This is a genomic window from Streptomyces sp. NPDC054849, assembly GCF_053610945.1.
This window is the reverse complement of the sequence record NZ_JBSGZI010000031.1, coordinates 1-20,218: the sequence shown is the minus strand read 5'-3', so window position 1 is coordinate 20,218 and position 20,218 is coordinate 1. Positions and strand designations below refer to the sequence as shown.

General features: G+C 72.8%; 18 protein-coding genes. 10 read left to right on the top strand and 8 right to left on the bottom strand.

The window, feature by feature from the left end; all coding sequences use genetic code 11:
- Positions 1 to 135 precede the first annotated feature (135 nt).
- The 4 genes from ACWGIF_RS16330 to ACWGIF_RS16315 all read right to left on the bottom strand — a co-directional run bounded on the left by ACWGIF_RS16330 (position 136) and on the right by ACWGIF_RS16315 (position 1,983).
- Positions 136 to 381, bottom strand: coding sequence for a DUF6213 family protein (locus ACWGIF_RS16330; RefSeq protein ID WP_453497202.1), 246 nt, complete (start codon positions 379 to 381; stop codon positions 136 to 138).
- Between the two features lie 234 nt (positions 382 to 615).
- Positions 616 to 891, bottom strand: coding sequence for an isoamylase early set domain-containing protein (locus ACWGIF_RS16325; protein ID WP_326592701.1), 276 nt, complete (start codon positions 889 to 891; stop codon positions 616 to 618).
- Between the two features lie 243 nt (positions 892 to 1,134).
- On the bottom strand, positions 1,135 to 1,599 hold the full coding sequence (locus ACWGIF_RS16320; protein WP_453497198.1) for an STAS domain-containing protein: 465 nt from the start codon (positions 1,597 to 1,599) through the stop codon (positions 1,135 to 1,137).
- Positions 1,600 to 1,635: 36 nt separating this feature from the next.
- Positions 1,636 to 1,983, bottom strand: a complete 348-nt coding sequence (locus tag ACWGIF_RS16315) for a helix-turn-helix transcriptional regulator (protein WP_453497195.1) — start codon at positions 1,981 to 1,983, stop codon at positions 1,636 to 1,638.
- A gap of 152 nt (positions 1,984 to 2,135) precedes the next feature.
- Here ACWGIF_RS16315 and ACWGIF_RS16310 point away from each other — a divergent pair, with 152 nt between their 5' ends.
- Together ACWGIF_RS16310 and ligD are read left to right on the top strand one after the other, a co-directional pair.
- Positions 2,136 to 2,717 (top strand): DUF2231 domain-containing protein, encoded by a 582-nt coding sequence (locus tag ACWGIF_RS16310; protein WP_453497192.1) that lies wholly within the window; start codon positions 2,136 to 2,138, stop codon positions 2,715 to 2,717.
- A 157-nt stretch (positions 2,718 to 2,874) separates the two neighbouring features.
- A complete protein-coding gene (ligD, locus tag ACWGIF_RS16305) occupies positions 2,875 to 3,873 on the top strand; it encodes a non-homologous end-joining DNA ligase (protein ID WP_453497189.1) in 999 nt (332 codons plus the stop codon).
- Between the two features lie 34 nt (positions 3,874 to 3,907).
- Here ligD and ACWGIF_RS16300 read toward each other — a convergent pair whose 3' ends face one another.
- Positions 3,908 to 4,723 carry an SDR family NAD(P)-dependent oxidoreductase gene (locus ACWGIF_RS16300; RefSeq protein ID WP_453497187.1) on the bottom strand — a complete coding sequence of 272 codons (816 nt, stop codon included), beginning with the start codon at positions 4,721 to 4,723 and terminating at the stop codon, positions 3,908 to 3,910.
- A 582-nt stretch (positions 4,724 to 5,305) separates the two neighbouring features.
- Here ACWGIF_RS16300 and ACWGIF_RS16295 point away from each other — a divergent pair.
- A complete protein-coding gene (locus ACWGIF_RS16295; protein WP_453497184.1) occupies positions 5,306 to 6,523 on the top strand; it encodes a glycosyltransferase in 1,218 nt (405 codons plus the stop codon).
- A 129-nt stretch (positions 6,524 to 6,652) separates the two neighbouring features.
- Here ACWGIF_RS16295 and ACWGIF_RS16290 read toward each other — a convergent pair whose 3' ends face one another.
- The 3 genes from ACWGIF_RS16290 to ACWGIF_RS16280 are packed head-to-tail and all read right to left on the bottom strand — an operon-like array spanning position 6,653 to position 10,250.
- A complete protein-coding gene (locus ACWGIF_RS16290; protein WP_453497182.1) occupies positions 6,653 to 8,977 on the bottom strand; it encodes an FtsX-like permease family protein in 2,325 nt (774 codons plus the stop codon).
- A 2-nt stretch (positions 8,978 to 8,979) separates the two neighbouring features.
- Positions 8,980 to 9,747, bottom strand: coding sequence for an ABC transporter ATP-binding protein (locus ACWGIF_RS16285; RefSeq protein ID WP_030723086.1), 768 nt, complete (start codon positions 9,745 to 9,747; stop codon positions 8,980 to 8,982).
- Positions 9,744 to 10,250: a PadR family transcriptional regulator gene (locus ACWGIF_RS16280; protein WP_030723089.1), complete on the bottom strand. Its 507-nt coding sequence runs from the start codon at positions 10,248 to 10,250 to the stop codon at positions 9,744 to 9,746. Before ACWGIF_RS16280 ends, ACWGIF_RS16285 begins: the two co-directional genes overlap by 4 nt.
- 168 nt (positions 10,251 to 10,418) lie before the next feature.
- Between ACWGIF_RS16280 and ACWGIF_RS16275 the strand changes: the two genes are divergently transcribed.
- The 7 genes from ACWGIF_RS16275 to ACWGIF_RS16245 all read left to right on the top strand — a co-directional run bounded on the left by ACWGIF_RS16275 (position 10,419) and on the right by ACWGIF_RS16245 (position 20,038).
- Positions 10,419 to 11,699, top strand: a complete 1,281-nt coding sequence (locus tag ACWGIF_RS16275) for an ABC transporter substrate-binding protein (protein WP_453497178.1) — start codon at positions 10,419 to 10,421, stop codon at positions 11,697 to 11,699.
- A 257-nt stretch (positions 11,700 to 11,956) separates the two neighbouring features.
- Positions 11,957 to 13,726, top strand: coding sequence for a glycoside hydrolase family 13 protein (locus ACWGIF_RS16270; protein WP_453497175.1), 1,770 nt, complete (start codon positions 11,957 to 11,959; stop codon positions 13,724 to 13,726).
- A 47-nt stretch (positions 13,727 to 13,773) separates the two neighbouring features.
- The gene (locus ACWGIF_RS16265) at positions 13,774 to 15,105 is read left to right on the top strand and encodes an ABC transporter substrate-binding protein (protein WP_453497172.1); all 1,332 of its coding nucleotides are present in this window, start codon (positions 13,774 to 13,776) and stop codon (positions 15,103 to 15,105) included.
- 10 nt (positions 15,106 to 15,115) lie between these two features.
- Entirely contained in the window at positions 15,116 to 16,447 is a 1,332-nt protein-coding gene (locus ACWGIF_RS16260) for an ABC transporter permease subunit (RefSeq protein ID WP_453497170.1), read from the top strand.
- Positions 16,444 to 17,376, top strand: coding sequence for a carbohydrate ABC transporter permease (locus tag ACWGIF_RS16255; protein ID WP_453497168.1), 933 nt, complete (start codon positions 16,444 to 16,446; stop codon positions 17,374 to 17,376). The genes ACWGIF_RS16260 and ACWGIF_RS16255 overlap by 4 nt, the downstream gene beginning before the upstream one ends.
- 249 nt (positions 17,377 to 17,625) lie before the next feature.
- Complete coding sequence (locus ACWGIF_RS16250) at positions 17,626 to 18,138, top strand: SRPBCC family protein (RefSeq protein WP_453497165.1); 513 nt, start codon at positions 17,626 to 17,628, stop codon at positions 18,136 to 18,138.
- Positions 18,139 to 18,292: 154 nt separating this feature from the next.
- Positions 18,293 to 20,038 carry an alpha/beta hydrolase gene (locus ACWGIF_RS16245; protein ID WP_453497162.1) on the top strand — a complete coding sequence of 582 codons (1,746 nt, stop codon included), beginning with the start codon at positions 18,293 to 18,295 and terminating at the stop codon, positions 20,036 to 20,038.
- Positions 20,039 to 20,218 lie beyond the last annotated feature (180 nt).

The following is a 20,218-nucleotide window of genomic DNA, read 5'->3' as shown; positions in this document are numbered from 1 at the left end:
GGGAACCGGGACCTTTACCAGGTCGACGAGACGAGGATCTTCACAAGGCCGAGGAGTCCGGGACCTTCACCACATCCACGGGCTCATGGGAAACCTGCCCGGACGGGGGGCCCGGGCAGGAGAACGGCGAACCGGTCATTCGGGCCGGTCGATGCCGGGTTCACCGGCGCAGGCGATGCACTCGGCATCGATTTGATCGGCGAGCTGGTTGATGGCGCCCGCCGCCTCGTCGACTGCCGCGGGCACGTCCGGCCCCTCCCCGGATGCGGGTGACCCCAGCCAGTCGGCCGCCAGACAGCGCAGCAGAGAGGTGACCTCGGCGGCGGGGATCAGCAATTGGCCTTCGGCGGTCGGGATGAGGGAAATGGATACCGAGATCATGGAAGCCTCCCTGTCTGCGTTGGCGGAGGCGCCGTCACGGCCGGGTGTCCGCCGCGGTTCGACGGAGCCTCCGTCAACCACCGGCTACCCGGGCTCGTCCCCGGCAACCGCCTCAGGAGCGGGAGGTCCACGCCGATCCTCGCCGGCGGGGGAGCGGCCCACGGAGAGGCCGTCGACGGTGCCGGCCACGTGGACCGTGCTCCCGGCGGGGCCGGGAGCGGTGCGGGCGGGGGGTCAGGTGTGGAGCCTGCTGTTGGGACCGTCCTGGTCGCCCGCCGTGTCGTCGTTGAACCAGTAGTCCCCGGCGGCCAGGTAGCGGAAGGAGTACGTGCGCTCGCCGGCCAGCTCGACGGTGACGGAGCGCTCGCCGCCCTTGCGCGGCTTCAGGGGGTGGGCTCCGGGCTGCCAGTCGTTGAAGTCGCCCACCACGCTGACCGGGCCGGGCGGGATGTCGGCGGGGAGGACGAAGGTGACCTCGGTGCGGTCCTTGCGCAGCGTGCGCTTCAGCATGGTGGTGCTCCTGATGGCAGCGGGTCGGATGGGTACGTCGTCCATGGTTGGCGGGCGACGGCCGCTCCGCACCCCGGCGGTCCGCCCGCATGCCCGGCGACCGCGGCACGCAGGGCCCCGCGGGGCCGCGCACGCAGGCCCGGCCGGCCCGTGGTCACCGCCACTCCGGCCGGTCCTGTCCGGTCCCGGCCCGGACGCACCGCCGGTGTGCCCGTCCCCGGACACGCCCGGTGCGGCCGACGGTCATCGAGGGCCCGCACTGCTCCGTCCGGGGGACGGGGGTGGTGTCGCGCCGCGCTGTGCGGGACCCGAGCCGGCTCGCCGCGGAGACGACTCACGGAAGGTGAGCAGCCGCCCGGCTTCGGTGATCTCCAGGAGGCGGGCGACGCGGTGGCTGACCGCGGTCAGGACGAGGGTCTTGCCGGTCTCGGTGGCCAGGGCGTCCAGTGCCAGGAAAAGGTGCCCACCTGAGCTGTCGCAGAAGGTGACGGCGGACAGGTCGAGGTCGAGACCCGTCCCGCCGGCCTCCAGCGCCGCGAGGAGGTCTTGCCTCAGGGCGCTCACGTGGTCAAGGTCGATCTCGCCGCGTACCCGGGCCAGCATCCGCTCGGGGCCGGGCTCGACCTCCACGGTGAGGGTGGGGCGGTGCACGGAGGCGCCGTCGAGGCCCGCGGCTGCCACGGGCGCGCGCTCGAAGGGGGCGATCATGGCCTTTCTCCCTTCAGGGCCGTGTCTGGATCCTGGTCACGGTTCACCGCCCCCTCGGTCGGAGCGGGTGGCCGTCTCCTCCGTCCCCGGGCCGAGACCGGCCAGCAGCCCCAGGAGGTCGGCGATCTCTCGCCGACCCTCGGCCGGGTGGCGGAAGAGGGTGCCGGGTGTGACCCGGTAGTGGTTGCGCCGGCCGTGGCGGGTCCGGGTCAGGTAGCCGGCGCTCTCCAGGTCGGTCACGATGGCCTGCGCCGCGCGCTCGGTCAGCCCGCACGCCGTGGCCATGTCCCGCAGCCGGATCTCCGGGTCGCGCACGATCAGGGCGAGGATCCGGGCGTGGTTCGTGACGAACGTCCAGCTGGAACGGGACTCGGTCGACTGCATGTCCTCATCATACGATTTGCGATTCCGGTTTCACCAGAGCGGAAAACGACTTCCTCCATCCCCTCGGGTCCGGTCCGGTGACCGCCGACGCGGTCGCCCGTTCGGCCGACACCAGCGTGGGACGGAGGCCTGAAGCCGGGTAGGCGACGTGCATGAACGCAAACTCGCTCGACACGCCCACGCAGGTCACCCCCGTCCTGGATGCCGCGTCAACGCGGTGGCTGACGGCCCTGGACCGGCTCGAACGGACCACGGTGGCCGACCCGGCGATCCGGGTTCTGCAGAAGGGAATCCGGTCGCTCCCGCTGGGCGACGTACGCGATCTGCTCCGGGGCAGGCCGCTGGGCCATCCCCTGCACCCCGTGCTGGTGCAGGTACCGATCGGTTGCTGGCTCTCGGCCGCGGTACTGGAGGTCGTACCGGGGGCGCAGCACGCGGCCACCACTCTGACGGCCGTCGGCCTGGCGGGTGTGGCTCCGGCCGCGATCGCGGGCTGGGCCGACTGGGCCGACCTGCCACCCGAGCAGGCCCGCGTCGGCCTGGCGCACGCCCTCTCGAACGTGGTCGCGGTCGGCTGTTACGCGGTCTCCCTCACGGCGCGCCTGCGCGGTCGCTCCGTGAAGGGACGTCTCTGGTCGTGGGGAGGACTGACGGCGGTCGCCCTCACCGGGGCCCTGGGCGGCCACGTGGCGTACCGGCAGGCCGTCGGAGCGCACGCGGCGACCCAGGGGTAGGAGAAGACGGTCCCCCTGCCGTCACGGCGCCTGCCCTGGAGGCGCCCTCCCGGGCCTCCAGCGGCAGGCGCGTGACGGCAGGGGAAGGCGCCGGGCGCCATGACGACTGCACACCACAACCGCAAGCTGGTCCTCGAACAACCGGCCGGAGGAGCCGATGACAGTGAAGCAACAGTCGACGAAACAGCACTCGACGAAACAGCACTCGACGAAGCGGCACTCGACGAAAGAGCATCCGACGAAGCAGCGGCCGGCACGGCCCGAGCACATACGGGCCGGCCGGCACACCGTCGACATCAGCCGCCCGGAGAAGATCCTCTTCCCCGGGGACGGCATCACCAAGGCCGACCTCGCCCGGTACTACCGCACGGTGGCCTCCCGGATGCTGCCCCACCTGCGGGGCCGACCCCTGATGCTGGAACGCCATCCGGACGGCATCGACGGCCCGGCCTTCATGCAGAAGGATCTGCCGGACCACTTCCCGGACTGGATCCACCGCGCCGACCTGCCCAAGCAGGACGGCTCCGTCACCTACGCCCTCTGCGACGACGCCGCCAGCCTGCTCTACCTCGCCGGCCAGGCGTGCATCACCCCTCACCGCTTCCTGTCCAGGGCCGACCGGCCCGATCATCCCGACCGGCTGGTCTTCGACCTCGACCCTCCCGGCGAAGACTTCGGCCCGGTGCGCGAAGCGGCGCACGCGCTCCACGCACTGCTGGAGGAGCTGGAGCTGCCGTCCACGGTCATGACCACAGGATCGCGGGGCCTGCACGTCGTGGTGGCCCTCGACCGCCGGGCGCCCTTCGACGACGTACGGTCCTTCGCCCGCGACGCCGCCGAACTCCTCGCCGCCCGCCTTCCCGACCGGCTCACCACCGAGCCCAGGAAGAAGGCCCGACGCGGCCGCCTCTACCTGGACATCCAGCGCAACGCCTACGCCCAGACCGCCGTCGCGCCCTACGCCGTCCGCGCCCTCCCCGGCGCCCCCGTGGCCGCCCCGCTGTCCTGGGCCGATCTCGACGATCCCGAACTGACCGCACGCCGCTGGACCCTCACCACCGCCGACCAGCTCCTCGAGAAGAACCCCTGGCGAGACCCGCCTCGACCGCGCTCCCTCGGAAAGGCCCGTCGACTCCTCGCCGCACTGACCCCGTGACAGCGTCGGCCCCGCGCTTTGCTGCTCCCGGCGCCTACAGGTGGCTCCGGCTGCCGTGCGGCTGCGCCCAGCGGCGGTGCAGGGTCGCGCGTGCGCCCATGGGCAGGAGGCGGGTCACCGAATGCTGGGCCCGGGTCCGGAGGGATCCCGCGACCTTCCGGGTCCGGCAGCTCATGAGCGCTCGGTACCCCTGGCGCGCCACCAGCGCGGGATCGTCCTTGACCCCGCGGCCGAGACGGGTGTCGAGCAGGCCCGCACGCACGAAGAACCGGGTGTCGGTGGCACCGGGCATCAGCGCCGTGACGGACACGCCGGAATCCTTGAGCTCACTGTGCAGGGCCTCGGCGAAGGACTCCAGGAACGCCTTGGAGGCGTTGTACACCGCGTGATACGGCCCGGGGATCTCGGCGGCGACCGACGCGACGATGAGCATCCGCCCCTCCCCCCGCCGGACCATGCCGCTCAGCAGCCGGTGAGCCAGATACACGGTCGAGGAGACGTTGAGGTCGATGACGCGGGACAGATACGCGAGGTCCGTCTCCAGGAAGGCACCGCCACGCCCGATCCCCGCGTTCAGGACGGCGGCGCTCACCGGCCGGCCCAGCGTGCGCAGCTCGGTCAGCAAGGTCTCCACGCCCTCCGAGGTCGCCAGGTCGGTTTTGACCGAGTGGACCCGGGCGCCGTGCGCCCGCAGCCGGGCCACCGCGTCGTCGAGGAGTTCGTCCTCGGCGGTGACGGCCAGGTCGTATCCGTGGCGGGCGAACTCGAGAGCCAGTTCGAGACCGATGCCGCTGGAGGCGCCGGTGACGAGGGCCAGCGGGTGTGAGACCGGGGGGTGTGAGGTGTTCATGGCGCTCCTAGACGTCTCGGGCCGGGCCGCCGCGGGTCTTCGCAGGGGGCGCCTGCCCGACGGCGGGGGATGTAAGCCAGGCCGGGGGTGCGCGGATGCGGTCCGGACGAGGAGAGGAGCCCAAGCCGTCGGGGAGCTGGGGATCTCCGGATCCCCGCGGCGGGAGGGCGGGCGCCGGCGGCCGCACCGCGGCGCTGGAGTTGTCCACGGCCGACGGCGGTGGCCGGTTCGACGCGCAGACCCCGGACGACGTCGAGGTGCGCCGCTCGGAGATGACCGCGGCGCTGGACGCACGCCAGGCCGGCTCCCCGGCGGCGGCGCCCGCCGCACCGCAGGGTGACGGGGGAGCCGCAGGCCCTGGTCACTCCTCGCCGGCCTCCGGGGCAGGCGCTGATCCTGCGCAGGAGTGCGCCACGACTTCGCGAGGGGAAGGGCGTCCGCCACTGCGGACCATGAGGGAAAGGGGAGTTACCCGCTCCTTTCCACTCTCAACGTATAGCGCCTCGGGGGGCTTGCGGCAAGACCCGGGTCGTGACGCAGAATCACCGACCTGAGCCGAATCTGCGGAAGTGGGCGTACGGAATGCGTGTGTTGTTGTCGACGTACGGGTCGCGCGGGAGCGTCGAACCGATGGCCGGACTCGCGGAGCAGCTGCGGGAGTCGGGCGCGCAGGTGCGGGTGTGCGCGCCGCCGGACGAGGAGTTCGCGAAGCGGCTGGCCGAGTTCGGTGTGGAGACGGTGCCGATGGGTCGGCCGGTGCGCGCGCTGGTGGGCTCGGTGACCCCGGGGTCGGCGGTGGGACTGGCGCAGCGTGCGGCCGAGTTGATGACCGCCCAGTTCGACACGGTCGCCGCGGCGGCCGAGGGGTGTGATGCGCTGGTGGTGACCGGCCCGCTGCCGGTCGCGGCCGGCGCGCGGTCGGTGGCCGAGATGCTGGGCATCCGCTACGTGCACGCGAGCCACCAGCCGGTCAGCCTGCCGTCGCCCTACCGCCGGCCGCCCGTACGGCGTGGCCGGCCGGTGCCGCCGGAGACGGTGGACCACCGGGTGCTGTGGGACGAAGACGCCCGGATCGCGCACACGATGTTCGGCGAGGTGCTCAACACGCACCGGGCGTCGGCCGGCCTGCCGCCGGTGGACAACATCCGCGACTACGCCTTCACCCGCCGGCCGTGGCTGGCCACGGACCCCGTCCTGTCCCCGTGGCGGCCGACGGACCTCGACGTGGTGCAGACCGGCGCGTGGACCGTGACCGACGAACGTCCGCTGCCCGACGCGTTGGCGGCTTTCCTGGACGCCGGACCCGCACCGGTCTACGTGGGCTTCGGCAGCACGCCCCTGGGCGCCCCGCAGGACGTCGCCCGCGTGTCCGTCGAGGCGATCCGTGCGCAGGGCCGCCGGGCGGTCGTCTTCCGCGGCTGGGCCGGCCTGGACCTGATCGACGACCGGGACGACTGCTTCGTCGTCGGAGAGGTCAACCACCAGGCGCTGTTCCGCCGGGCGGCCGCCGTCGTGCACCACGGCAGCGCGGGTACGACGACGACCGCCGCCGGGGCCGGCACACCTCAGGTGGTGGTGCCCCAGGGAGCCGGGGATCAGCCGTACTGGGCGGGCCGGGTGGCCGACCTGGGCATCGGCGCGGCCCACGACGGTCCGACCCCGACCGTCGAGTCCCTGTCGGCCGCGCTCCGGACGGCCTTGACCCCCGAGGCCCGCGCACGAGCGGCCGCCGTGGCCGGCACGATCCGCACCGACGGGGCGAGGATGGCCGCCGGGCTCCTGCTCGACGCGGTCGGCTGACCAGGACCGTCGGGCGATTCCGCCTGGACCACGCGGGGTCGTCCGGGCCGGTCGGCCGCCCCCTGCGGTTCCTTGGGGCCTGGCGTCAGAGTCCCTCCCGGTCGGTGGGGCCTGGCACGCACAACCGGGTCAGAGCGTCTCGCTGAGCGAGTCCGCCAGGCGCCGCCGCGCCGCACGGGTCGCCGGCAGCGCCGCCGCCGCCACCGCACCCAGTACGGCTCCGACGACCACCGTCACCAGCACCGGCAGGGAGGGCAGTCGGGCGATGCCCGCACCGATCCCGCTCGACGCGCCCTGCGTGTCCACCAGCCAGCTGCCGGCAAGCGCACCCACCACCGTCCCCACCACCGCGGAGACGAGCGCGGTCAGACCGGCGGCCGTCACGATCATCGCCCCGATCTGCCGGGGCGTCAGCCCGATGGCCTTCAGCGCGAGCAGGTCCCGGCCCCGGTCGCGTACGCCGGTGCTGATCAGCGTGAGCAGTTCGGTCAGCCCGATCAGTGCCAGTACCGCGATCAGGGCGGCGATCACTCCGCGGGCCGGCTCGAGCCGGTCGGCGGGATTGGGCGTCTCCCTGATCTCCAGCGTGCCGCCCGCCGCCAAGGCGAGCTCGCCGCTCACCGCCCGCGGGTCCGCCTCCTCGCGCAGCACCAGGGCGTGGTAGGCGGGGCGCAGTTGCGGATCGCGTTCCCGCAGGGCGTCGAGGGTCGTGGTGATCACCCGGCCGCCGGACTCGGGTTCGATGGTGCGGCCGACGAGGTGCAGGATCTGCGGCCGTCCGCCGACGGTCATCCGTACCCAGTCGCCGACTCGCACCCCGAGGAGGTCCAGCAGCCCCTGCCCGGCCACCGCCTCGTCCGGGCCGCCGACCGCGCGCCCTTCCACCACGGTGGAGGGATAGGGGTGGCGAGCCGTTCCCAGGCCGCGCAGCGTGATGGTGCCGGTCTGCCCCGGTACGAGCGCCGCCATCTCCGCGCCCGGATGGACCGCGGCGATGTCCGGGACCGTCGCGAGGGTCTTCTCCAGCTCCGAGTCCGACGGCCCCGCGGGCTGCTCGGCCCGTACGGTCAGTGCGGCGGGGCGTCCCACCTGCGCGGGCCGGCTGCGGAACTGGTCCAGCGTCGACCAGGCGACGAGTGCGACCGTGATGAGCAGCAGCGGCAGGGCGAGCCGGGCCACCGGTACGAGCGTCCGGCCGCGTCGCGCGAACGCCGCCCGCCACCCCAGGACCAGAGCCGGAGGCACCCGCATCCCGAGAGCCCGCCTGCCGAGTGCGGTCATCGGCGCGGCGGACGGCAGCGCGGCCCGCGCCACCGGAACCGGCGGCACCCGTCCTGCCCGCCAGGCCGAGAGGCCGGTGGCGGCGGCGATCAGCAGGACCGCGCCGCAGGGGATGCCGATCATCAGCGCGGTGTGCCCGGGGAGGTCCTGCCAGACCGCCGCCGCCTCACCGATCCGCCCCGGTATCCGCGCGCCGAGGAGGGCGATCGCCGCCGTGCCGACGGCCACGCCGAGGAGCGCGAAGGCCAGGTGCTGCACGAGGAAGCCGCGGGTCACCTGGCCGGGGGTGAACCCGATGGCTTTGAGGATGGCGATGTCCCTGAGCTGGCCCCGGACGCGGGCGCCGATCGCTCCCGACGCGGCGAGCGCCGCCGCGAGCAGCGCACCGAGCCCGAAGACGGCGAACATCTTTCCCAGGAGCCGGTCGTCGCCGCCCGCCTCGGCCCGTGCCTGCTGCCACTTGGTGACCTGTGCCACCCGGTCGGCGCCGAGTACAGTCACCGCGCGCTGGACGATGAAGTCGGTGTCGCCCGGATCCTCCAGGCGCAGCCCCACGCTCTGCCCGGTGTCTTCCCGCGCGATCTCGTCGAGCGTGCCGGGCAGCACCCAGCCGATGCCGGGTCCGTCGCCCGGCTGGTAGCGGGGCTCGGCCACCTCGGCGATCCCGCCCACCCGCAGCAGGTGCGGGGCACCGTCCGGTCCGGTGACGCGCACCGTGTCGCCCGGCTCCGCCCACAACGCCCGCGCGACCGAATCCTCCAGTACGACGCTGCCGTCCCGGTCGCCGTCGTCCGGCCGGGCGAGCCAGCCGCCCGCGGTGACGAGTGGCCGCCCCGTCTCCGGGGGCGCCGCCTCGGCCGCGCGCAGCGTCACCCCGACCCGGGCGCCACGGGACTCGACCGTCGTGGCCGCCGTGCGGTACGGACCGGAGAGGGCCGCGACGCCGTCCACGCCGGACAGGGCGTCCATGTCCGCCCCGCCCCGGGTGTGCAGCCAGATGTGCGCGCCCTGGGACTGGTTGAAAACGCGCTGCCAGGGGTTCGCGGCGTAGCTGAACAGCGCACCGGCCAGCAGGAGCGAGGCGATGACCCCGGCGCTGGCCAGGACGACGAAGAGGGCTTCCCCGCGATGTGCGCGGAAGTCGGCCTGCGCCCAGCGCAGAGTGGCCCGCACGGTCACTCCTTGAGTTCGAGTACGCCGGAGACGCCGCCGCCCGGCCCGCGCCGCCCGCCGCCGAGCTGCGCGTCGTCGGCTATGCGTCCGTCGAAGAAGCTGATGACGCGGTCGGCGGCGCTGGCCATCCGGGCGTCGTGGGTGACCATCATGATCGTCTGGCCGCGCTGGTGGAACCGGGAGAGCAGCCGCAGCACCTCGCGGGTGCCCTTGCTGTCGAGGCTGCCGGCCGGTTCGTCGGCGAGCAGCAGCGTGGGGTGGTTGACCAGCGCTCGGGCGAGCGCGACCCGCTGCTGTTCGCCGCCCGACAGCTCGCCGGGCATCGACCGTTCGCGGCCTTCCAGCCCCAGTTCGGCGAGCAGCTCGGCGCGGGAGTCGCGGGCGGCCTTCGGAGAGGCGCCGGCGAGCAGGGCGGGCAGTTCGACGTTGTCGGCGACGGTGAGGTTGGAGACCAGGTTGAAGAACTGGAAGACGACGCCGATGCTGCGGCGCCTGAGGACCGCCCAGCGGGCCTCTCGGTAGGCGTCGACCCGTTCCCCGCCGAGCCACAGCTTCCCGCTGTCGGGCCGCTGGAGGCCGCCGATCAGATGCAGCAGCGTGGACTTGCCGGCCCCCGACGGCCCGGTGACCGCGACGAACTCGCCCGGCTGGACGGACAGGTCCACCCCGCGCACGGCGGGCACCGGAGCGCCCTCGCCGTAGTGCGTCTTGGTCAGGCCCTCGGCACGCACGATGGGCACCGCAGGAGCGGTGGTGGCGTCGTCGCTCATTCCAGCTCCTCCTGACAGCGTTCCAGCCAGTCGAGGTCGGCCTGCAGATGCAGCATCGCGCCCTCGATCAGCAGTTGGGAGATCTTGTTGTCGCGGTCCTCGGCCGCCGCCAGCTTCGACAGGTCCCGCATGGTGTTGAGGTACTGGCGCCGCTGCTTGTTGATCAGCGCGACGGGGTCGGCCAGACCCGACCGTGGGGCGAGCGCGAGCTTCATGAAGAACTCGTCCCGTACCCGGGGCTCCTCCGCGGTGTCCTCGAACCAGGCCAGCACGGCCTCGCGCCCGGCGTCCGTCAGCTTGTACGTGCGCTTGTTGGGCCGGCCCGACTGCTCTACGTCCTCGCCCTCGATCAGGCCGCTCTTCTCCAGCCGGCCGAGGGTGACGTAGATCTGGCCGACGTTCGGCTGAGGGTACGCGGCGCCCAGGAGCTTCTCAAGGTCCTGCTTCAGCTCGTAACCGTGCGCAGGGCTACGGGTGAGGAGCGCAAGGAGCGCCAGCCGCAACGCGCTCCCCTCCTTCCCGCTCCGTAGTCAACTGTTCACCCGGCACCGGACCGATCGGCGCCCGAGTCCGTCTCGTCTGCCTGGGCGTCTAGTATCGCCCATGCCTAACGGGTATATATGGGCCACGATGGTCGGCGGCGCAGCCGGATCGCGCACTGGGAGGAATCTATGCGGTGGATGCATGCCGCGGGTAGAGCTCTCCTGGTCGCGGCGGTGGTGCTCGCGGGCTACGCCGGTTTCGGCGTCCGCGACGACGCGGGCGGGGGTGCGGCCTCCGAGGGGCGCGGCCCCCTGACGCTCGTGACGGCGGGCGATCTGACCGACTACCTCTCGCCGCTGCTCGACGACTGGAACCGCGACCACCCCGACGAGCGCGTCACCCTCGTGGAACTGCCCGACTCGGCCGACGAGACCCGGGCCCAGATGATCAGCGAGCTGCGATCGGGGCGCGACCGGTTCGACGTGCTGAACATCGACGTCGCCTGGACGTCCGAGTTCGCGGCGGCCGGATGGATCTCCCCCCTGGAGCGGGACCGCTTCCCCCTGGACGCGTTCCTGCGGCCGGTCGTCGACACCGCGACCTTCGACGGGCGGCTGTACGCGGTTCCGTACGTCACGAACGCCGGACTGCTCTACTACCGCAAGGACATCCTGGACCGGGAGGGCGAGCAACCGCCGCGCACCTGGGCCGAGCTGGTGCGCCAGGCGCGCACCCTCGCGCCGAAGCACGGACTGGACGGCTATGCGGGCCAGTTCCTGCCGTACGAGGGACTCACCGTCAACGTCACCGAGGCCGTGCACTCGGCGGGCGGTTCGATCCTGCGCGACGACGGCGCCCGGGTGACCGTGGACTCCGACGCGGCGCGCGCCGGACTGCGCTTCCTCGCGGACGGGGTGCGGGACGGCTGGATCCCCCGCGAGGCCCTCGGGTACAAGGAGGAGGAGTCCCGGCAGGCGTTCCAGGACGGCCGGCTGCTCTTCCTGCGGAACTGGCCGTACGTGTACGCCGACGCGAGCGCCGAGGGGTCGAAAATCGCGGGCCGGTTCGGCGCAGTGCCGCTGCCCGGACCCGACGGGCCCGGCACCAGCGTGCTGGGCGGCTCCAACCTCGCCGTGAGCAGCCGTGCGCGGCATCCGGCGTCGGCAGCCGATCTGATCTCCTACCTCACCAGTGAACGGGTCCAGCGGCGCGTGCTCACCGAGGGCTCGCTGCCGCCGGTGCGCGCCGCGCTGTACGAGGACCCCGAGCTGATCCGCGCGTATCCGTACCTGCCGACGCTCCGGCAGAGTGTGCTGTCGGCGGTGCCGCGCCCGAAGAGTCCGCGCTACGACCAGGTGAGCCTGGCCGTACAGGCCGTGGCGCAGGACGTGATGGCTCTGCGCCAGACGCCCGAGGAGGCGGCGGCGCGGCTCGCGCGCGAGCTCGGGACGATCTCCCGCAGGGGCTGATCCGCCGCAGGGCCCGATCTCCCGCAAGGCTTGATCCCACCTCTCCGTCTTCTTCTCCGTCCTCCAAGGGTCTCTACTTACATGTTAAGTAGAGACCCTTCGTTTGTGCATAGGACATTCCTGAGCAAACCACCCCAGCTTTTCACTGTTTCTGGACACATCGTTGACACCTTCCAGTCAGCGCTACTTAACATGCATGCATAACAGCGCACCGATCTGGGGCGCTCTCGCATTCAGCAGAAACAGGTCGACGCGAGATGCTCAGCACCCTTCCGGCCGGCATCGGCCACCCCTCCCGCAGTGCCGCCCCCTCCGATCCCTGGTGGCGCGACGCGGTGATCTACCAGGTCTACGTCCGCAGCTTCCTCGACAGCACCGGGGACGGTGTCGGTGACCTGGCCGGCGTACGGGCCGGGCTTCCCTACCTGCGGAAGCTCGGTGTCGACGGCATCTGGCTCAGCCCCTTCTACCCCTCGCCGCAGCACGACCACGGCTACGACGTCGCCGACTACTGCGGCGTCGACCCCGTGTACGGCGATCTCGCCGAGTTCGACCGGCTGGTGTCCGACGCCCGCCGGCTCGGGCTCAAGCTGCTGCTCGACATCGTCCCGAACCACTGCTCCAGCGAGCACCCGTGGTTCCGCGACGCGCTCGCCGCGGGGCCGGGCAGTGCGGCGCGCTCCCGCTTCCACTTCGCCCCCGGCCGCGGCCCGGACGGAGCCGAGCCGCCCAACAACTGGCGCGCCATGTTCGGTGGCCCCGCCTGGAGCCGGACCACCGAACCCGACGGCGCCCCCGGAGAGTGGTACCTGCACCTCTTCACGCCCGAGCAGCCCGACCTGAACTGGCGCAACCCCGTCGTGGGCGACGACTTCGAGCGGGTGCTGCGCTTCTGGCTGGACCGCGGTGTCGACGGGTTCCGCATCGACGTCGCCGCCGGACTCTTCAAGCACGCCGAGCTGCCCGACTCGGACGACCCCGGAGCCGACGAACGGGCCCGCGACGCCGTCAACCAGCTGGCCTGGAACCAGCCCGAGGTCCACGACGTATGGCGCCGCTGGCGCGCGGTCTGCCAGGAGTACACCGCCCGGGACGGCCACGAGCGGCTGCTGGTCGGCGAGGTGTCCGTGCCCACCGCACGCGAGCACGCCGAGTACGTCCGACCCGACGAACTCCACCAGGCGTTCTTCTTCGACCTGCTCAGCGCCCCCTGGGACGCCGGCGCCTTCCGCGCCACCATCACCGAGGCGATGCGCGACATCGCCGGCACCGGCTCCACCGTCACCTGGGTCCTCAACAACCACGACCAGGTCCGCACGGTCACCCGCTACGCCGGAGAGCCCGGGGTGGAAGGCAGCGGACTCGGAGCCGCCCGCGCCCGCGCCGCGGCCCTCCTGATGCTCGCCCTGCCCGGCGCCGCCTACGTCTACCAGGGCGAGGAGCTCGGCCTCCCGGAGGTCCTGGACCTGCCCGACGAGGTCCTCACCGATCCGATCTTCCGGCGCACCGGCAGCCGCAAGCACGTGCGGGACGGCTGCCGCGTGCCGCTGCCCTGGTCCGGGCACGCCTCCCCGTTCGGCTTCAGCCGGGAGGCGGTCGCCGCCAAGCCGTGGCTGCCGCAGCCCGAGTGGTTCGCCGAGCACGCCACCGACCGTGCCCTGGCCGACACCCGTTCCTTCTGGCACCTCTACCGCGACGGTCTCCAGCTGCGGCGCACCCTGCCGCAGCTCGGCGACGGCACCCTGCGCTGGCTGGACGCCCCCGAGCACGTGCTGGCGATCGTCCGCGGCGACGGCCTGGTCTGCGCGGTCAACTTCGGCACGGAGCCGGTGCCCGCCCCGGTCCCCGGGACTCCGCTGCTCGCCAGCGGCCCCTGCCCCGACGGTGTGCTCCCCGCAGCGACCGCCGCCTGGTGGACGGCCGAGTGCCCCGGCCCCGTGGGCCCCGGCGAACCCGATGCCGGCCCGTCCTCCTCCGGCCACCGCCCCCTGACCTTCCCGACCCCGCGCGAAAACCCCTCCCAGTGAAGCCAGGACCCACCCCGTAGCCCCGGACTTCCTCGAAAGGACCCACGATGCGACGACTCAGCAAGACGACCCGACGGACCACGGCCACCGCGACGGCGGCCCTCGCCCTCGCCCTCGGCGCCACCGCATGCGGCGGCGCCACCGGACCCGCGAGCGGAGGCGAACTCGGCGGCCAGACCGTGACCGTGGCGGGCGTCTGGACCGGCAGCGAGCAGGAGAACTTCAAGAAGGTCCTGGACGCCTTCACCGAGAAGACCGGAGCCAAGACGGTCTTCGTCCCCTCCGGCGACAACGTCTCCACCTTCGTGGGAAGCAAGATCGAAGGCGGTAACGCCCCCGACGTGGTGATGGTCCCCCAGGTGGGCGTGCTCCAGCAGTTCGTGAAGGAGGGCTGGCTCCTCCCCCTCTCCGACCAGACCGCCAAGACGGCGGACTCCACCCTCGCCCCGGTGTGGAAGAACTACGGCACGGTCGACGGCACGTATTACGGCCTCTACTTCAAGGCCGCCCACAAGTCCACCGTCTGGTACGCCCCCGAGGCCTTCACCCAGGCCGGCGTCAGCGAGCCGAAGAGCTACTCCGACATGCTGAAGGCGGGCCGCACCCTCGCCGACTCCGGCCGCCCGGCCTTCGCGATAGCCGGCGAGGACGGCTGGACCCTCACCGACTGGTTCGAGAACATCTACCTCTCCCAGGCCGGGCCGGAGAAGTACGACCAGCTCGCCCAGCACAAGCTCAAGTGGACCGACGAAAGCGTCGTCCGGGCGCTGACCACCCTCGGGGACCTGTTCAAGGACAAGCAGCTCGTCGCCGGCGGGGCCCAGACGGCGCTGAGCACCGACTTCCCCACGTCGGTCGCGCAGGTCTTCGGCCCCGAGCCCAAGGCGGGCATGGTCTACGAGGGCGACTTCGTCGGCGGCGTCGCCAAGGGCCAGTTCGGCAAGAAGCTCGGGCAGGACGCCAAGTTCTTCCCGTTCCCCTCGGTCGACGGCGGCAGGGCGCCGGTCGTCAGCGGCGGTGACGCGGCCGTCGTCCTCAAGGACGCGAAGAACAGCAAGGCCGGCATGAAGCTGGTCGAGTTCCTGTCCGGAGCCGAGGCGGCCGAGGTCTGGGCCGGCGCGGGTGGCTTCCTGTCCCCGAACAACGAGGTCGACTTCGCCTCGTACGGCGACGACACCACCCGCAGCACCGCCAACTCGCTCATCGCGGCGGGCAACTCGATCCGCTTCGACATGTCGGACCAGGCCCCGGCCGCGTTCGGCGGTACCAAGGGGGCGGGCGAGTGGAAGCTCCTCCAGGACTTCCTGCGCGACCCGTCGGACCCGCAGGGCACGGCCGCGAAGCTCGAGGCCGAAGCCGCCAAGGCCTACGGGAACTGAGGCGCTCCCCATGGCTGACGCCCTGACCGCCCGCGCCGCGACGAACCCGCGGCGCCTGGCGCAGAGAAAGAAACGCCGCCTCGCCGTCGTGTTCGTCCTGCCGTCCCTGCTGCTGCTCGGCGCCCTGGTCGTCTACCCGGTCGTCTTCTCCGTGGGCCGCAGCTTCTTCGACGCCGGCGGCGAACGCTTTGTCGGAGCCGGGAACTACGCGGCGATCCTCCACGACCCGGCCACCCTCAAGGCCATCCGCAACAGCACCATCTGGGTCGTCGTCGCCCCGCTCCTGCTGACCGGGCTCGGGCTGATGCTCGCCGTGCTCACCGAGAAGGTGCGCTGGGCCACCGCGTTCAAGCTGGTGCTCTTCCTGCCGATGGCCGTGTCGTTCCTCGCCGCGGGCATCATCTTCCGGCTCGCCTACGAACAGGACCCGGACCGGGGCGTGCTCAACGCCGCCGTCGTCGGCGTCCACGACACCTTCGCCGACCGTGCCGCCTATCCGACGGCCCGTGCCCGCGAGGGCCACGGTCTGACCGGCAGGGCGGGCGGCCCGTACAGCACCGAGGGCAACCTGCGTCCCGGCCGCTCGGTCAGCCTCGGATTCGTCGGGGTGGCACCCGACGCGATGCCCGCCGGAGCGAAGGCGGCAGCCGACGCCGTGGCCGGTGCCGACTCCATCGCGGGCGCCGTCTACCTCGACTTCGCCCCGGGCGGCGCCGGTACGCCGGGCACGGTCGACCCGGGAGAGAAGGGGCTGCCCGGCATGACGGTCGAGGCCGTACGGGACGGCCGGGTGGCCGCGACCGCCACCACGGCCGACGACGGGTCGTTCCGCCTCACCGGCCTGGCCGACGGCGAGTACACCGTCAGACTGCCCACGGCCAACTTCGCGGCCCCCTACCAGGGCGTGAACTGGCTCAGTCCCGCACTGGTGACGCCGGCCATCATCGCCGCCTATCTGTGGGTGTGGACCGGCTTCGCGATGGTCCTGATCGGCGCCGGCCTCTCCGCCATCCCGCGCGACGCGCTGGAGGCCGCGCGGATGGACGGGGCCACGGAGGGCCAGATCTTCCGCAAGATCACCGTTCCGCTGCTCGCACCGGTGCTCACCGTCGTCTTCGTGACCCTGGTGATCAACGTGATGAAGGTCTTCGACCTCGTCTACATCATCGCGCCCGGACCGGTCCAGGAAGAGGCGAACGTACTGGCCACCCGCATGTGGCTGGTCTCCTTCGGCGGAGGCAACGACCAAGGGCTCGGCAGCGCGCTCAGCGTGGTCCTGCTCCTGCTGGTCGTCCCGGCGATGATCTTCAACATCCGGCGTTTCCGAAGGAGCGGAGCATGAGCCGCCACAGCACCATCGAGCGCCCGCCGGCCCGCCGGACGCCGGCCGCCCGGCCCGTCCCCGCCCCGTCCCCGCCCGGACCCCGCCGCAGGAGCCGGCTCTCACGCCTGCTGGGCAGCTCCGTCGTCCAGGGCGTGCTGATCCTGGTCGCCCTCGTCTGGATCACCCCACTGGCGGGCCTGTTCCTGTCCTCGATGCGCTCCGAACAGGACAACGCCTCCGAGGGCTGGTGGACCGCGCTCACCGACCCGTCCCAGCTGTCCCTGGACAACTACAGCGCCCTGCTCAAGGACTCCGGCATCGCGGCGGCCTTCGGGAACACCATCCTGATCTCCGTGCCGACCACCGTCCTGGTGGTCGCCATCGCGGCACTCGCCGGATACGCCTTCGCATGGCTGGAGTTCCCCGGCCGGGACGGGCTCTTCCTGGTGGTCGTCGGACTGCTGGTCGTCCCCGTGCAGATCGGGCTGCTGCCCGTGGCCAAACTCTTCGGCGCGGTCGGACTGTTCGGCACGATCGCGGGCGTCGTCCTCTTCCACGTCGCCTACGGCCTGCCGTTCGCGATCTTCCTGCTGCGCAACTACTTCGCCGAGATACCGCGCGAAATGCTGGAGGCCGCCCGGATGGACGGCGGCAGCGAGTGGCGGATCTTCTCCCGGCTCATCCTGCCGCTCGGCCGGCCGGCCCTCGCGAGCCTGGCCATCTTCCAGTTCCTCTGGGTGTGGAACGACATGCTCGTGGCGCTGCTCTTCGCAGACAGCGGGTCCCAGCCTCTCACGGTGGCCCTGCAGTCCCAGATGAGGCAGTTCGGAAGCAACATCGGCGTTCTCGCACCGGGGGCGTTCCTGTCCCTGGTGGTCCCGCTGATCGTCTTCTTCGCCTTCCAACGGCACTTCGTCCAGGGCGTGATGGCGGGATCGGTGAAATAGCCGCACCGGGCCCCGCACCGGGCCCCGCCCCGGGCCCTGGACCGGGCGGGCCGCGCTCACACCGCGGGCCCTGCCGCCGGCGTCTCCTCGTGGGACACGGCAGCAGGGCCCGTGTCGGGGCCCGGCGCCGAGGGCCGGCCTGCGGACGCGCCGGCCTTCTCGCCGGTCCCACCATCACCGGTGAAGTTACCCAGGGGTAGCCAGGGGTGTGCCGGGACGGTAGCGTCGGCCGCCGAGAAGGGGAGAGCCATGCCTCGTACGTTCACCGTGTCCGACAGCATCGTCGTCCAGGCCCGTCCCGCCGACGTCTACCGGCACGTCTCCGATCCCGCGCGGATGGGGGACTGGAGCCCGGAGAACCTCGGCGCCACCGTCCACGGCGGTGCCGGCGAGCCCCGCGTCGGGATGGTCTTCGACGGGCGGAACAAGCGCGGGTCCTTCCGCTGGACCACTCGCTGCACGGTGACGGCGGTCGAGAAGGACCGGCTGTTCCGATTCCGGGTGCACGCCATCGGAGTCCGGGTCCCGCGGATACCAGGCCCCATCGCCACCTGGGAGTACCGCTTCGAGCCGGTCCCGGAGGGCACCCGGGTGACCGAGACGTGGACCGACGACCGCCGCTCGTGGCCGGACTTCGCGGCCCACGCCTTCGACCGGGTCGCGACGCGTGGACACACCTTCGCCGAGTTCCAGCGCAGGAACATCAGCACCACCCTGCGCAACCTCAAGAAGGTCCTGGAGTCGGCGCCCGACAGCGCATGACGCGACCGTGGTCGGCGCCGGCCACGTGCGGACCCCCCCCAGCACCCGTTCGGACCGTGCCGGTTGCCCGGCGCACCCGCCGCCGGTGTCATGGCAGGCGAGGCCGGCCCACACGGCGCGCGGCCCGTCTTCTCCGTAAGGGAAGGGGCCGGCGATGCGCAACACCGGCATATCGGCACCCCTGCGACGCGCTGCGGGGGCGGCGGCCGGAGCCCTTGTGGCGCTGCTCTCGGCGGCCGCTGTGGCGTCGGCAGGCGTTCCGGCAAGCGTTCCGGGCGGCGGTCCGGGTGACGGCGACGACGGAGTCGTACTGCGCTGGCGTCCGTGCGCGCAGCCGGTCCGGGCGGGCTTCGAGTGCGCGGTGGCGAAAGCGCCGCTGAACCACGCCGCCCCGTCGGGCCGGACGATCGACCTGGCGGTGATCCGTCACCGGGCGGCCGTCCCGGGGCGGCGCGCCGGGACGCTGTTCTTCAACCCCGGGGGTCCCGGTGGCCCCGGGACGGTCGGACTGCCCGAGCTGTACCGCAAGTTTCCGCAGGAGCTGAAGGACCGTTTCGACATCGTCAGCTGGGACCCGCGGGGCGTCGGGGAGAGCACGGCCGTGCGCTGCTTCGACACCGCAGGGGAGGCAGCGGCCTGGCACGAGAACGTCCCGCCGTTCCCCGTGGGCGGGGAGGAGCAGCGGGCGTACACCGCCGCGTACGCCGACCTCGCGAAGCGGTGCGAGCGGCGCGATCCGCAGCTGCTGCGCCACATGTCGACCGCCGACACCGCACGCGACCTGGACCTCCTGCGCCGGGCGGTGGGGGAGGAACGGCTGCGCTACTGGGGCATCTCGTACGGCACGCTGCTCGGCGCGACGTACGCGAACCTGTTCCCCGACCGGGTCGGGCGGCTCGTGGTCGACGGCAACGTCGACCCGCGGGCGTGGACGAACCGAGGTGCGCGCGGTGAGCCCGAGCTGAACACCTTCCTGCGCCTCGGCTCGCACCTCGGCTCGGCCGGCACGCTCGCGCAGTTCCTCGGCCTCTGCGGCCGTGCGCCCGTATCAGGCTGCCCCTTCTCCGCCGGAAGCCCCGCGCAGACCCGGGCCAAGTACGACGCCCTGCTGGCCCGCCTCGCCAGGCAGCCGGTCGGACGCTGGACGTACGCCCGCGCGGTGAGTGAGGTCCGCGGCGGCCTGTACACCGTGCACCCGGGCTGGACCGGTACGGCCGACACCCTGCAGTCCCTGTGGCAGGGACGGGCCCCCGACGAGCCGCCGGCGCCGTCCGGGCCCGCCCGCTATCCGGGGTTCGAGCAGTCGCTCGCGGTCATGTGCGCCGAGAGCCCCAACCCCGCTTCCCCCGGGCGCTACGCCGGGCTGGAGGACCGTGCCGTGAAGCAGGCCGGTGCGCTCGGACGGTGGTGGGTATGGGCGAACGAGCCCTGCACCGCGTGGCCGGCCCGGGCAGCCGACCCGTACACGGGCCCGTGGAACCGGACGACCGCGCACCCGGTGCTGGTGGTCAACCCGGTGCACGACCCGTCCACGCCCTACCGCGCCGGGCAGGCGATGGCCGCAGAACTCGCCGACGCCCGGCTGCTGACGCTCGACGGATACGGGCACACCGCGCTGGACAACCCGAGCACCTGTGTGCAGCGCCATGTGGTCCGGTACGTCCTGACCGGGGTGCTGCCGCCGAAGGGGGCGCGGTGCGGGCAGGACACGCCGCCGTTCACGACGGTCCTGGAGCCGCCGTCGCGAGCCGCGCCGACGGGCGGACGGGTCGCGGGACCGTCCACACCCTGGCCGCTGCGACCCCTGGGCCGTTTCCCGGACCGGCCGGGCTGGACCGCGCTGGGGGGTGTGGAGCTCGTCCCGCAGCGTGCGCAGGGGAGTGGCGGACGGGTGAGGTGACGGCGCCGGGCGGGATGCCGGGGGTCGGGCTGCGCGCCCCGGCTCTGCGCCGCAGCGGGCCAGCCGCCGTCCGCCTCGCCGCCCTGGGCGCGCGCCATGGCCATGGCCGCTCGGCGTCCGGACAACCGGTCCCTCCTGACCCGGTCCCCTCCGCTCAGCGGCTGCCGTCCGAACCGGAGG